The organism is Ciceribacter sp. RN22, from assembly GCF_024054295.1.
GTDB classification, from domain to species: domain Bacteria; phylum Pseudomonadota; class Alphaproteobacteria; order Rhizobiales; family Rhizobiaceae; genus Allorhizobium; species Allorhizobium lividum.
This window is the reverse complement of record NZ_JAMXLD010000002.1, coordinates 598,063-610,975: the sequence shown is the minus strand read 5'-3', so window position 1 is coordinate 610,975 and position 12,913 is coordinate 598,063. Positions and strand designations below refer to the sequence as shown.

Below are 12,913 nucleotides of genomic sequence, written 5' to 3'. Positions count from 1 at the left end.
GATGATCATCACCACTACGCCGACGATCGAAGGCCGATCGATCATCGAGTACAAGGGTATCGTGACCGGCGAAGCGATCCTCGGCACGAATATCTTCCGCGACATCTTTGCCGGCATCCGCGATCTCGTTGGTGGTCGTTCGGCGTCCTACGAACAGGTCTTGCGGGAAGCCCGCGAAACCGCACTTCGCGAAGTCGAACAGGAAGCACGGCGTCTCGGCGCGAATGCGGTCGTCGGCGTCGATATTGATTATGAGAATGTTTCCACCGGTTCCAGCGGCTCGATGCTGATGGTGTCCGTGTCGGGAACTGCCGTCGTGGTACGGTAAGGGAGACAGTAATGGGCAAGGTAACAGGCTTCATGGAGATCGACCGGCAGGTGGCGAAGTATCAGCCGGCCTCCGACCGTATCCGCCACTTCCGCGAATTCACGATTCCGATGTCGGATGCCGAAGTCACCAAGCAGGCGGCGCGCTGCATGGATTGCGGCATTCCCTACTGCCACGGTCCGACGGGGTGTCCGGTGCACAACCAGATCCCGGACTGGAACGACCTCGTCTACAACGGCAAGTGGGAAGAGGCGATCCGCAACCTGCATTCGACCAACAACTTCCCGGAATTCACCGGCCGTGTCTGCCCGGCGCCGTGCGAAGAGGCCTGCACGCTCAACCTGGAAGACACGCCGGTCGCCATCAAGACCGTCGAGCAGGCGCTGGCCGACAAGGCCTATGAGCTCGGCTTCATCGTGCCGCAGCCGGCGACCGTCCATACCGGCAAGAAGGTTGCGATCATCGGGTCCGGCCCGTCCGGCCTTGCCGCCGCCCAGCAGCTCGGCCGCGCCGGCCACGAGGTGCATGTCTACGAGCGTGAGACCAAGCCCGGCGGACTTCTGCGTTACGGCATTCCGGACTTCAAGATGGAGAAGAACTTCATCGACCGCCGCGTCGAGCAGATGAAGGGCGAGAACGTCACCTTCCACTGCGGCGTCAACGTCGGCGTCGACGTGGCGGCCGAGAAGCTTCTCGCCGACTATGACGCGGTCCTCTATTGCGGCGGCTCGGAAACGCCGCGCGAGGCCGGCATTCCCGGCGCGGACCTGCACGGCGTCCACGACGCCATGCCCTATCTCGTACAGCAGAACCGCCGCGTCGGCCGCGAGAACATCGACAGTGTCGGCTGGCCGTCGGATCCGATCCTCGCCGGCGGCAAGCACGTCGTCGTCGTCGGCGGTGGCGACACCGCGTCGGACTGCGTCGGCACGGCCTTCCGCCAGGGCGCCGTCAAGGTGACCCAGCTCGACATTCGCCCGCGTCCTCCGGAAGTCGAGGACAAGCTCGCGGTCTGGCCCTTCTGGGCGACGAAGATGCGCACCTCCTCCAGCCAGGCCGAAGGCGCTGTGCGCGAGTTCCAGGTCGGCACGCTCGCCTTCGTCGGTGAGGATGGCGTCCTGACCGGCGTCAAGTGCTGCCAGGTCGACGATCGCCGCAAGCCGATCGCCGGTTCGGAGTTCATCATCAAGGCCGATCTCGCCTTCATCGCAATCGGCTTCCGCGGCCCCATCGCCGAAGGCGTGCTGAAGGAGCTCGACGGCAAGCTGACGCTCAACACCGACCGTCGCGGCTCGACCAACGTCGTCGCCGACGACAAGGACTACAAGACCTCGGTTCCGAAGCTCTGGGCGGCCGGCGACGTGCGTCGTGGCCAGTCTCTGGTGGTCTGGGCGATCAGGGAAGGCCGGCAGGCGGCACGTGCCATCGACGAGGCGCTGATGGGCGAAAGCGTCCTGCCGCGTTGAGCAGTAGGGCAACGGAAATACGGACGGGCCGCGGCGACGCGGCCCGTTTTCTATTGGAGGACAGTGTTCGCCTGCGGCAGGGCGTAATCGTCGACCCGACCGCGTGGCGGCGGTGGTAGCTGCCCTCTCTGCACGAGGTTTTCGCGCGGGGAGGGGAATGCCGCCGCCGGCGGCGGTTCGTCGCCGAGCAGTTTTGTCCCGCCGTCGAGCTCGGGGTCGGTCATGTTGATCGGCTGGGTCGAGACGATGTTCTGCATCTGCGACGGCGGAAGGCTCCTCAACTCGGGGAGATTGCCTCCGTCGAGCGTCATGAATTCGGGGCTTGCCATTTCACCGAGGTGCCGGCGTGCGGGCTTCTCGACGTAAAAGGCCATCTTGCGCTTGCCGGCGGCGGTGAGATTGATGCCGTCCGATCCGCGCAGGCGGACCTGCTGGCCGTTGATGTCCGAGCCGGTGAGGATGAAGCGCCCGTCCGCATCGACGAACCCTTCCCATATATCGATGAACTCGCCGCCGTGCGCCTCGACAGTCTTCTCGTAGATGCCGTTCAGCATCAGGGCGTCGGAGGTCATGTTCTGCGGGCGGAACGGCGGCATGCCGACCCAGAGCAGCGGAAGCTTGCGGTCGGTGACGGTCTTCGCGAGCGCGATGATCCTGCGCTCGTACTCCTTGTGCCAGTCGTCGGTCCGGAAGTCTTGCCTGCCGGTTGCCGTCACTATCTGCTGGCGGTCGTTGGCGCCGATCTCGATCACCACCAGGTCGGGTTTCACCTCGTCCAGGATCGTCGGAAGTTCCGTCTGCCAGTTGTAGTAGTCTTCGCGGACGAGGCCCGACGAACCGTTGCTCTTCTCTATGACGGTGACGCCCGCCGAATTGGCGAAGGCTTCGTCGAGTCCCTCCGCAAGGCCGCCGGCGATGAAGTCGCCGACGACGAGCACCTTGCGTGCGTTCTCCAGCTTGACGATCGGCGGTGGCGGTGGCGGGGCGGCCGGGCTCGCCGCGGTTTTCGGTGTCTTCTTCGGCGCACGCGGTGTGGTGATCTTGCGCCGGGTCGGGACCGGCTCGATCGGTTCGATGTAGCGCGGCCCGCCGAAGAGCAGGTCGAGCAGCGTTCTCCGTTCGCGGTACTGCGCCTGCACGGCGTCCGGAGTGGCGAGCAGCGGCAGAACGAGCGCAAGCACGGCGAGCCAGAGGCTGCCGCGCCAATGCCTATATCCGCTCTTTTGCCGCATCACGTTCCACCGTCTGGTCGGTTTCCGTCTCGTCTTGCGGGGTCACACTATTCCGGACGCCGGCGCTCGGGCAAGGTCAGTTACGCAGGGCCTCGAGAAGGCGACGGGAAGGTTCGCCGTCAACCTCCATCCCGAGCCGTGACTGCAGCGCCGTGATGGCCGCCTTCGATCCGGAGCCGAAGTTGCCGTCGATCTCGCCTTCATAATAGCCGAGTGCCTGCATGCGCGTCTGCAACTCGAACTTCTCCTTGATGTCGAGTGTTCCGTTCGGCCGTGGCCAGGTCTGCCGCATCCCGCCGTAACCGGCGATTTCGTCGGCGAGCAGGCCGACCGCCAGCGCGTAGCTGTCAGCCGCATTGTAGCGCTTGATGACGAAGAAGTTCTTGGTCATCAGGAAGCCCGGTCCGCCGGGACCTGCCGGCATCTTCAGCACGGCGCGGTCGCCGCCATTCCTGAAACCTTTGCCGTTCGGCCGGACGAAGCCAAGCTTCGCCCATTCGGCGAGAGTCTTGGTCTTGCCCTCGTAGGCGGCGGCGCCCTTCGGCACGGCGATCTCGTAGCCCCAGGTCTTGCCCGCCTGCCAGCCGTTCTTGTCGAGCAGGTTGGCGGAGGTCGCGAGCGCATCGCCGACCGAATGCCAGATGTCCTTGCGGCCGTTGCCGTCGGCGTCGACCGCGTAGAGCAGGTAGCTCGACGGGATGAACTGGGTATGGCCCATGGCCCCGGCCCAGGAACCCATCAGGTTCTTCGAGGCGACATCACCGTTCTGCAGCATCCGAAGCGCGGCGATCAGCTGCTTCTTGGCGTATTTCGACCTCCTGGGGTCGGCATAGGCGAGCGTCGCCAGGGCCGTCGGTACGTGGTGCAGTCGCTCCGGTGTCTCGAGTGCCGCGCCGTAATTCGATTCCATCGACCAGATGGCGAGCAGGATGTTCCGGTCGACGCCGAAATGCCGTTCCAGTGCGGCGAGCGTCGAGCCGTATTTGGCGGCCATCTCGCGGCCGATCTTCACCGTGTACGGATTGACGCGAGAATCGAGATAGTCCCAGATCTGCGACCTGAATTCCGGTTGATAGCGAGCCTTCTCCAGGACGTCCGGATCGGGCGAGGAGACGCCTGCGAAGGCGGCATTGTAGGTACGCTCGCTGATGCCGTTCTTGGCCGCGGTGGTATAGAAGCCGTTGACCCATTTCTTGAAGCCGGCATCGGCCATTGCGGCGCCCGGCAGCATGAGGGTGGCCAGCGAAATGCCAAGGGCTCCGAGAAGCTTGCGGTTCTGTCTGGTCATTGGAATTTCCCCGTTATCGTACGGTTCATTTTCCAGCCTTTGTGAGGGCTGTTCACCTCAGGTTAAGGCAATTGCGTCAACAAATTCTTTACCATGACGCTTCGGACCAGCACAGGCCTTTGCGAAATGGAGGCAAATATATAAGAGTTCGCAGGCGTGAGATGAGGACGCCTGCCGGAATGTCCTCAAGGAGGGACGAGTGGTTCAACATAACAAGCTCCGTAAAGCTGTTTTTCCCGTCGCGGGCCTCGGCACGCGCTTCCTTCCCGCCACCAAGGCGGTTCCGAAGGAGATGCTTACGGTCGTCGACAAGCCCGTCATCCAGTACGTGGTCGACGAGGCGGCGGAAGCCGGGATCGAGCATTTCGTTTTCGTCACGGGGCGCGGCAAGGGCGTCATCGAGGACTATTTCGACATCCAGTTCGAGCTGGAGCAGACCCTCAAGGCCAGAAACAAGAACGCCGAGCTGACCTTGCTCTCGGGCCTGCTGCCGAAGGCCGGCTCGGCGAGCTTCACCCGTCAGCAGGAACCGCTCGGACTGGGCCATGCCGTCTGGTGCGCCCGCGACATCGTCGGCGGCGAGCCCTTTGCACTGTTGTTGCCGGACATGATCATGCGGGCCGAAAAGGGCTGTCTCAAGGGCATGGCTGAGCTTTACGAGAAGACTGGTGGCAACGTCATCGCCGTCGAGGAGTGCGCTCCCGACCAGGCCCACAAATACGGCATCGTCGGCGTTGGCGAGCAGCTCGAAGGCGGTTTCCGGATCACCGAAATGGTCGAGAAGCCGGCCAGGGGCACGGCGCCGTCGAACTTCTTCATCAACGGCCGCTACATCCTGCAGCCGGAGATCTTCGCGATCCTCGAGACCCAGGAGCGCGGCGCCGGAAACGAGATCCAGCTGACCGACGGCATGCTGAAGCTTGCAAAGACGCAAGCCTTCGCGGGCTATCACTTCAAGGGACAGACCTTCGACTGTGGCGCCAAGGACGGTTTCATTCTCGCCAATGTCAGTTTCGCCATTGAGCGTGCCGATATCCGCCCGATGATCGAGGAGCCGCTCAAGGCTCTGCTCGCCGCCCTCAAGTAGGGCGGCTCAGCGCTTGGCCGTCAGGCCGACCATCGCATTCCAGGTTTCGGAGTCGGTTGCGGATCGCCGGTCGGTGTATTCGTAACCGACATCCGCCGTCAGATCGAGGTAGCGGTTGAGGCTGTAGGTCAGGCCGGCACCTGCCGTGTACTTGACGCTGTCCGAGACTCCGGCATCCGACGGGTAGTCGGTCCAGGTCGCGCCGCCGGCGAGGCGGGCGACCAGATTGCTGCGCAACTGGTGGGTGACGGCGGCGTTCAGCGCATAGATGACGGCGCCGCTGACGCCCGCCGTCGTTGACGGGTCGATGGTGGTGGAAAGCCGGAGATCGACATCGGTGCCGCGATGCGGTGACCATGCGATGTTGCCGTCGACCGTCACGGCCGCGATGTCTTCGAGGCGGCTGTCGTCGAAATCCTGGATACGGTAGCCGAGCGACAGCTCGCCTCTCAGCTTTTCGCCGAAATCCGAGCTGATGCCGGCTTTTGCCGCATAGACATCCGCCGAACGGGCATAGCCGCTCGAATCCGTCTTCTCGTCGTAGAGGACACGCCCGATCGACGCTTCCACGAAGGGAATGAGCGCCGGGGAGATTTCGTAGCCGAGCCGAGCACGAAGGGTGCCGGCCGTCCGGTTGCGATCGGAAAGTGATACCTGCGTGCCGTCGGAAAGTTCGACATCCGAATACAGCCAGCGTTCGACGTCCGCTCCGAGCGTTCCCCGCAGCCGTCCGAAGTCGTGCTCGACGGAGGCGCCGCCGGTGAAGTGGTGGATGCCGGACTGTACCGACGCACCGGAAATCGCGTTCGGGTCGTTGGTATCCTCGCGGCTGAAACCGTAGCCGGCGCGCAGATGCGCGGTCGTGCTGTCGGAGAGATCGAGCCGCAGATCGGCATCGATATTGGCGCGCGGATCAGTCGCGCCGTCGCCGGAGAGATTGCGTTGCCAGTAGCCTTCACCGGTGATGGTCAGCTGATGGCGGGACCAGTCGGATGTGAGCGATCCCTTGAGACCCGTCTCCCAGAAGGTCCGCTGCTGCTTGTCGCCTCCGGTCCGGTTCGATTCGACGCCGAGCCTCTGCATCAAGGCGGGGCGCAACGTCATCGTGCCGAGGCGGATGCCGGGCGCTTCGGTGTCGCCTGCCAGCGCACGCGTCGGGGCGTCCTGGACAGGGGCCTCACGAGTGTTCGTCCGGCCGAAATCGGAGGCTTCGGGATCTTCCGCAGGGACCGAGCCGGTCACCGGGTTGGCGGGAGCGTCCGGTTCCGTTGGCTGGATCGCCCTCCTGGCCGGCGTTGCGGCCGTCTCCGTCCCGCTGGCGGTCGTCTCCGTTCCGCTGGCGGTCGCCGCACCATCCTGCCCCTGGCCCGTGGCCGGGGCCGGCAGCGGCTGCCAGACGGTCTGCGCGGACGCCGGCGAGACAGCGCCGACGAGGCTGCCGGCGGTCAGGCAGGCGGCCAGCAGGCGTGGCGCCTGCGGGCGCTTTCCTCCGGCTCCGCTTCTTGCGATTGAATTCATGGGGTCTGGGCTCGGCGATCGCTTGAAAATGCTTACCCAAACGTAAAGCCATGTGGTTAACGTTTGGTTGCGACTGCTCCTGCCGTCCCGTTGCTTGCGACCGCCTGCTGTGACTGCAACGCCACTGGGTTGTGCAAGAAATGTGGACCGAAAGCCGCAGCAAGCATCGAAATGTGGACAAGAAAAAGCAAAAGCAGTATGGATCGCCCATGATCAAGCGCGCTGTCAAACTTGTCGAAGCCGGGGCTATCGAAACCGCCCTGCGCACCGTTGCAACCGAAAAGAGTGGTCTGGACGCCCTGCAGGATGCCCTGACCGGGTATCTCGCAAGTCCCTTCTGCAACGCGATCAAGGTGATCGGCAGCATTTCCGGTCGCGTCGTCGTCAGCGGCGTCGGCAAGAGCGGCCACATTGGCTCGAAGATCGCCGCGACCTTCGCGTCGACCGGCACGCCATCCTTCTTCGTCCATCCGGTGGAGGCCAATCACGGCGATCTCGGCATGATCGCCCGCGACGACGTGATCCTGGCGATGTCCTGGAGCGGCGAGAGCACCGAACTGCACGGTATCCTCTCCTATTCGCGGCGCTTCTCCATTCCGCTGATCGCGATGACGGCCGGCGAAACATCGACGCTGGCGCGCGAGGCCGACATCGTGCTGCTGCTGCCCAAGGAGCAGGAAGCCTGCCCGCACGGCCTCGCTCCGACGACCTCGACGATGATGCAGCTCGCCATGGGCGACGCGCTCGCGGTCTCGCTGCTCGAGGCACGCGGCTTCACGGCGCTCGATTTCCGCACCTTCCATCCGGGCGGCAAGCTCGGTGCGATGCTGACGCATGTGACTGACATCATGCACACCGGCGAGAGCATTCCGCTGGTGCCGCTCGGCACCTCGATGCCAGATGCGATCACCATGCTGTCGATGAAGCGCTTCGGCTGCGTCGGCGTCGTGGATGGTGAGGGCACGCTGTGCGGCATCGTCACCGACGGCGACATCGCCCGTCATCTTGCGCGCAACCTCGCGGAACTGACGGTTGACGACGTCATGACGCGCAATCCGAAGATCGTCGCGCCGGCAACGCTCGCGACCAGCGCGATGGGCTTGCTCAACCAGCACAACATCTCGGCGCTCTTCGTCGCCGACGAGGATCGCACACCGCTCGGCATCGTGCATTTCCACGACCTGTTGCGGATCGGCGTCGCCTGATCGCCGATCAGGCCGCCTCCACCACCAGATCCCGTCCTGTCCCTGAGACCACCTTTACCTTGGTGCCCGCCGGCAGGTCCGGCCCCATGACCGGCCAGTAGGTGTCGTCGAGGCGGATGCGCCCCCGACCATTGACGATCGGCTCGGGGAGGGTCGCCGTTCGCCCGACGAGGCTCGCGCCCCGTTGGTTGAGCAGCGGTTCGTCGGTCACCTGCTCGCCGCCCGACAGGAAGCGACGGCCGGCAAAGGTAGCGGCCACCGCAAGGGTGGCAAAGACGAGAAACTGCAGCTGCCAAACCCAGAAGCCCATCGTCCACAGCAGGATGGACAAAAGTCCCGTCAGCAGCGCGCCGATTCCGATCCAGACAAGGAAGACGCCGGGCAGCGCCAGTTCTGCGGCGAGCAGGACGAGGCCGAGGAGCCACCAGCTCCAGGGGCCGAGTTCGCTAATCAGGCGCATCAGCATGGCTTAGCTCTCCTCGCTCGGCCGATCAGCGGCGAAGGGGTTCACAGCGGGCGTCGAGCGGGCAGGGGCCATGCGCGGACGGGGTGGCTGGGCCGGCGCATCGCCGAAGACCTCGCGGGCGATGGCGCCGATCCCGCCGAGCGTGCCGATGAGGCTCGAGGCCTCTATCGGCATCAGCACCACCTTCGAATTGGACGCCGTGCCGATCGAGGTCATCGCCTCGGTGTATTTCTGCGCCACGAAGTAATTGATCGCGTTGATGTCGCCGGCGGCGATCGCCTGCGACACCATCTGCGTTGCCTTGGCTTCGGCCTCCGCCAGACGCTCGCGGGCTTCCGCCTCGCGGTAGGCGGCCTCACGCTGGCCTTCTGCTTCGAGGATGGCCGACTGCTTGGCGCCCTCCGCCCGCAGGATCTGCGCGTTGCGGTAGCCTTCGGCTTCGAGCACCTGCGCACGCTTCTCGCGTTCGGCCTTCATCTGTCGCGCCATCGCGTCGACGAGATCGGCCGGCGGGCGGATGTCCTTGATCTCGACGCGCGTGACCTTGATGCCCCAGGGGCCGACCGCCTCGTCGACGACCCTGAGCAGCCGCTCGTTGATCTGCTCGCGATTGGAGAGCAACTCGTCGAGGTCCATCGAGCCCATGACCGAACGGATGTTGGTCATCGTGAGGTTGAGGATCGCGTTTTCGAGGTTGGCGACCTGGTAGGCCGCCTGGGCGGCGTTCAGCACCTGGTAGAAGGCGACGGCGTCGGCCGAGACGCTGGCATTGTCCTTGGTGATGACTTCCTGGGTCGGAACGTCCAGCACCTGTTCCATGACGTTCAGCTTGGCGCCGATGCGCTCGATGAACGGAACGATCAGGTTGAGGCCCGGCTCCAGCGTGCGGGTGTAGCGGCCGAAGCGCTCGATGGTGTAGCGGAAGCCCTGCGGCACCGTCTTGATCCCGGCGAACAAGACCAGGATGACAAGTGCCACGAGTGCAATGACGACGATATCCGAACCGGCGAGACCCATCTCTGCCTCCTCTACAAGGTGTCGTGCCAGTTGATCACTTCGGCACGTTAAGCGCAAGAAACAACAGCGGGTTTTCGCCGGCGTGGGGCGGTCAGACCCAGCCCTGCAGCTCGCGGCGCACAACCTTTTCGAGCACGCGCATGCCCTCGGGGCTGTCGTTGAGGCAGGGGATATGGACGAACTTTTCGCCGCCGTGCTCGTGGAAGCTCTCCGCGGCCTCGCCGGCGATTTCTTCCAGCGTCTCCAGACAGTCGGAGACGAACCCCGGATTGATGACAGCGATTCGCTTCACGCCTTCCGTGGCAAGCTTCTCGACGGTCTTGTCCGTATAGGGCTGCAGCCACTCCTCGGGCCCGAACCGCGACTGGAAGGTCACCATGAACCTGTCCTTCGGCAGGCCGAGGCGCTCGCGCAACAGCCGTCCCGTCTTCTGGCAGAAACAGTGATAGGGGTCGCCCTGTTTGAAATAGGACTGCGGGATGCCGTGGAAGGAGGCGAGCAGCATTTCCGGCTGCCAGTCGAGACCGGCCAGCGTCTTTTCCACCGAGACCGCCAGTGCGTCGATGTATTCCGGGTCGTCGTGGTACTGCGGCACGGTGCGCAGCGCCGGTTGCCAGCGCATCGCCATCAGCTTCTCGAAGGCCTTGTCGTTGACGGTCGCCGTCGTCGAGGCGGCATATTGCGGATAGAGCGGGAAGAGAAGGATCTTGTCGCAGCCCGCCGCCTGCAGTGCGTCGATCTTCGTGGCGATCGACGGCTGGCCGTAGCGCATCGCCCAGTCGACGACGACGTCCGGAAGATCACTGAGCGCCTCGGTCAGCAGCTCCGACTGGCTGCGGGTATAGGTGCGCAGATAGCTCTCGTCCTTCTCCTTGTTCCAGATCTCCGCATAGGCCTTGCCGACCTTCTGCGGGCGGGTGTTGAGCACGATGCCGAAGAGGATCGGGTACCATTTCCACGGCGACCATTCGATCACGCGCTTGTCGGTCAGGAATTCCTTCAGGTAGCGCCGCATCGAGGTGTAGTCGGTGCCGTCGGGCGTGCCGAGATTGACCAGAAGGACGCCGACCTTTCCGAAGCGAACGGGCGGGTGGTCGGCGGGCAGGTGGGTGAGATCGGCTGTCATTGTCTGTGCTTGTCCTGATCCTGTATCGCCGTCTGGCAGATTCGTGAGCGCGGCGCGCGCGTAAGTCTTTTCTAAAAAGAAAAGCCGGTCCGGGGAAGCCCGGACCGGCCTGATGCCTGCGGCAAAGCGACGTTATTTCGCAGGAACCTCGAGTTCCTGGCCGACCATCAGGAAGTTGGGGTTCTTCAGCTTGTTGGCCTCGGCGATCTTCGACCACATCATGCCGTCGCCGAAGAGTTCCTTGGCGATCTTCCAGAGGTTGTCGCCGGCTGCCACGGAGTAGGTCTTGACGGTCGCGACCGCCGCATCGGCTGCCGCCGGTGCCGGGGCTTCCGTCGCGGGTGCTGTTGCTGCCGGGGCCTGCGCAGCGGCTGCGACTTCGGCAATGCGGCCGTCGGTATAGGGCTTGTACGGGCTGTTCTTGGCGACGTAGTCGGCCACCACCGTTTCGAGGCCCGGACCGTAGTCATAGGCGTTCGTGCCGGCGCTCGCGAAGATCTTGTAGCCGTCGCCGCCTGCGCGCATGTAGTTGTTGGTCGCCACGCCATAGACCTTCGCCGGGTCGAGCGGCACGAAAGCGTCGCCCTCCTTGACCTCGACGGAGATCACGCGGCTGCCTGCCGGCTTCGACTTGTCGAAGCTGTATTTCAGGCCGGAGACCTGCGGGAAGCGGCCGGCGCCTTCCTCGATCTGGCTGAGGCCGTTCTCGAGTGCCGCGACGATATCGGCACCCTTCAGCTGGAAGGTGGCAAGCGTGTTCTGGAACGGCAGCACGGTCAGCACTTCGCCCATGGTGACGACGCCGCCGTCGATCGAGGCGCGCAGGCCGCCGCCGTTCTGGATGGCGATCGTGATACCCTGATCCTTGACGCGGTCGACCATGGCGTCGGCGACGAGGTTGCCCATCGAGCATTCCTTGACGCGGCAGACCTCACGCGAGCCGTCGATGACGTCGGCGGACTGGCCGATTTCCTTCTTCTTCAGTTCCTCGATCGGGCCGGCCAGTTCCGCCACCTTGGCGGTGTAGCCTTCATCCGGCTTGACGGAGGCATCGAGCAGCTTCGGTGCGCCTTCGGCCGACTTGACCACGCCGGCATCGTCGAAGACGACCTTCAGGTCGCCGAGATACTTCGAATAGGCGTAGGCGGTCACGATCGGAACGTCGACGCCCGACGGCGACTTGACCAGCGTCGGGTAGGGGCCGGCCGCCTTCTCGTCGGTGCTCGACAGCAGCGTGTGGCTGTGCCCGCCGACGATCACGTCGATGCCGTCGACGGCTTTCGCGATCTCCTGGTCCTTGACGTAGCCGACATGCGAGAGCAGCACGATCTTGTTGACGCCAGCGGCCTGGATTTCCTTCACCGCATCCTTCAGGTAGCCGATCTCGTCGGCGAAGAGCACATCCTTGCCGGGCGACGAGGTCTCGTCGGTGTCGCTTGCAAGCACGGAGACGATCGCGACCTTCTCGCCGCCGAATTCCTTGACGATATAGGGCTTGTACTTGTCGGCGATCGGCGTGTTGAGGCCGGCGAGCGTGTTGCCGGAGATCATCGGGAACTTGAGTGCCGCGATGAAGCGGGCAAGCTCTTCCGGGCCGTCGTCGAACTCGTGGTTGCCGATCGCCATGGCGTCGAAGCCGATGCCGTTCATGAACTCGGCGATCGGTGCGCTCTTGTAGGTCGTATAGAAGAGGGAGCCCTGGAACTCATCGCCGGCGTCGAGAACCAGCACGTTGCCGCCCGAAAGCTCGTTGCGACGGGTGTCGATCGCCGTCTTTACACGGGCGATGCCGCCGAAGCACTCGTTCTTGCCGGCCTCTTCCTCCGAGCAGGTCGAATCGTACTTGTTGATCGCCTCGATGCGCGAGTGGAAGTCGTTGATGTGCAGGATGTTCAGTTCGAAATCCGCAAAGGCCGCGCTCGTCGAGAGAGCGAGCACAGAGACACTCAACAGTCCCAATCGAAATTGTTTCAACATCGGTTTTCTCCTGGTATCTACGGCCTTTTTCTTCAGCCGTCGTTCGTATTTCTGCTCGGTATTCAAGGACTACACTTGGTGGAGATGTTTCCACCAAGTGCCTGCGACCGCAAGAGCAAATACGCTTCGTCCCCGCCGCTCAGCGCAGACGTGGTAAACCAGCAAGGCGACAGTTGCGCGAAGGAGGTCCGTCTTCGGCTCCG

At 64.0% G+C, this 12,913-nt stretch carries 11 protein-coding genes; 4 read left to right on the top strand and 7 right to left on the bottom strand.

Features of this window, described 5'->3' with window-relative positions; all coding sequences use genetic code 11:
• Position 1: 1 nt before the first annotated feature.
• Together NHF53_RS17930 and NHF53_RS17925 are read left to right on the top strand one after the other, a co-directional pair.
• On the top strand, positions 2 to 328 hold the full coding sequence (locus tag NHF53_RS17930; RefSeq protein ID WP_252835998.1) for a heavy metal-binding domain-containing protein: 327 nt from the start codon (positions 2 to 4) through the stop codon (positions 326 to 328).
• Positions 329 to 339: 11 nt separating this feature from the next.
• A complete protein-coding gene (locus NHF53_RS17925; RefSeq protein ID WP_252835435.1) occupies positions 340 to 1,794 on the top strand; it encodes a glutamate synthase subunit beta in 1,455 nt (484 codons plus the stop codon).
• Between the two features lie 50 nt (positions 1,795 to 1,844).
• On the opposite strand, the gene NHF53_RS17920 is transcribed toward NHF53_RS17925, so the two are convergent.
• Positions 1,845 to 3,026: a DUF459 domain-containing protein gene (locus NHF53_RS17920; RefSeq protein WP_252835434.1), complete on the bottom strand. Its 1,182-nt coding sequence runs from the start codon at positions 3,024 to 3,026 to the stop codon at positions 1,845 to 1,847.
• 76 nt (positions 3,027 to 3,102) lie between these two features.
• Positions 3,103 to 4,314, bottom strand: a complete 1,212-nt coding sequence (locus NHF53_RS17915) for a lytic murein transglycosylase (protein WP_252835433.1) — start codon at positions 4,312 to 4,314, stop codon at positions 3,103 to 3,105.
• A 199-nt stretch (positions 4,315 to 4,513) separates the two neighbouring features.
• Here NHF53_RS17915 and galU point away from each other — a divergent pair, with 199 nt between their 5' ends.
• Complete coding sequence (gene galU, locus NHF53_RS17910) at positions 4,514 to 5,401, top strand: UTP--glucose-1-phosphate uridylyltransferase GalU (protein WP_252835432.1); 888 nt, start codon at positions 4,514 to 4,516, stop codon at positions 5,399 to 5,401.
• A gap of 6 nt (positions 5,402 to 5,407) precedes the next feature.
• On the opposite strand, the gene NHF53_RS17905 is transcribed toward galU, so the two are convergent.
• Positions 5,408 to 6,919 carry an outer membrane beta-barrel protein gene (locus tag NHF53_RS17905; RefSeq protein ID WP_252835431.1) on the bottom strand — a complete coding sequence of 504 codons (1,512 nt, stop codon included), beginning with the start codon at positions 6,917 to 6,919 and terminating at the stop codon, positions 5,408 to 5,410.
• A 209-nt stretch (positions 6,920 to 7,128) separates the two neighbouring features.
• On the opposite strand from NHF53_RS17905, the gene NHF53_RS17900 reads away from it, so the two are divergent.
• Positions 7,129 to 8,124 (top strand): SIS domain-containing protein, encoded by a 996-nt coding sequence (locus NHF53_RS17900; protein WP_252835430.1) that lies wholly within the window; start codon positions 7,129 to 7,131, stop codon positions 8,122 to 8,124.
• A gap of 7 nt (positions 8,125 to 8,131) precedes the next feature.
• On the opposite strand, the gene NHF53_RS17895 is transcribed toward NHF53_RS17900, so the two are convergent.
• From NHF53_RS17895 to NHF53_RS17880, 4 genes are all read right to left on the bottom strand, one after another.
• Complete coding sequence (locus NHF53_RS17895; RefSeq protein ID WP_252835429.1) at positions 8,132 to 8,590, bottom strand: NfeD family protein; 459 nt, start codon at positions 8,588 to 8,590, stop codon at positions 8,132 to 8,134.
• Positions 8,591 to 8,593: 3 nt separating this feature from the next.
• Positions 8,594 to 9,607, bottom strand: a complete 1,014-nt coding sequence (locus tag NHF53_RS17890) for an SPFH domain-containing protein (protein ID WP_252835428.1) — start codon at positions 9,605 to 9,607, stop codon at positions 8,594 to 8,596.
• Between the two features lie 91 nt (positions 9,608 to 9,698).
• Positions 9,699 to 10,733: a ferrochelatase gene (gene hemH, locus NHF53_RS17885; RefSeq protein WP_252835427.1), complete on the bottom strand. Its 1,035-nt coding sequence runs from the start codon at positions 10,731 to 10,733 to the stop codon at positions 9,699 to 9,701.
• A gap of 132 nt (positions 10,734 to 10,865) precedes the next feature.
• Complete coding sequence (locus tag NHF53_RS17880; protein ID WP_252835426.1) at positions 10,866 to 12,710, bottom strand: 5'-nucleotidase C-terminal domain-containing protein; 1,845 nt, start codon at positions 12,708 to 12,710, stop codon at positions 10,866 to 10,868.
• Positions 12,711 to 12,913 lie beyond the last annotated feature (203 nt).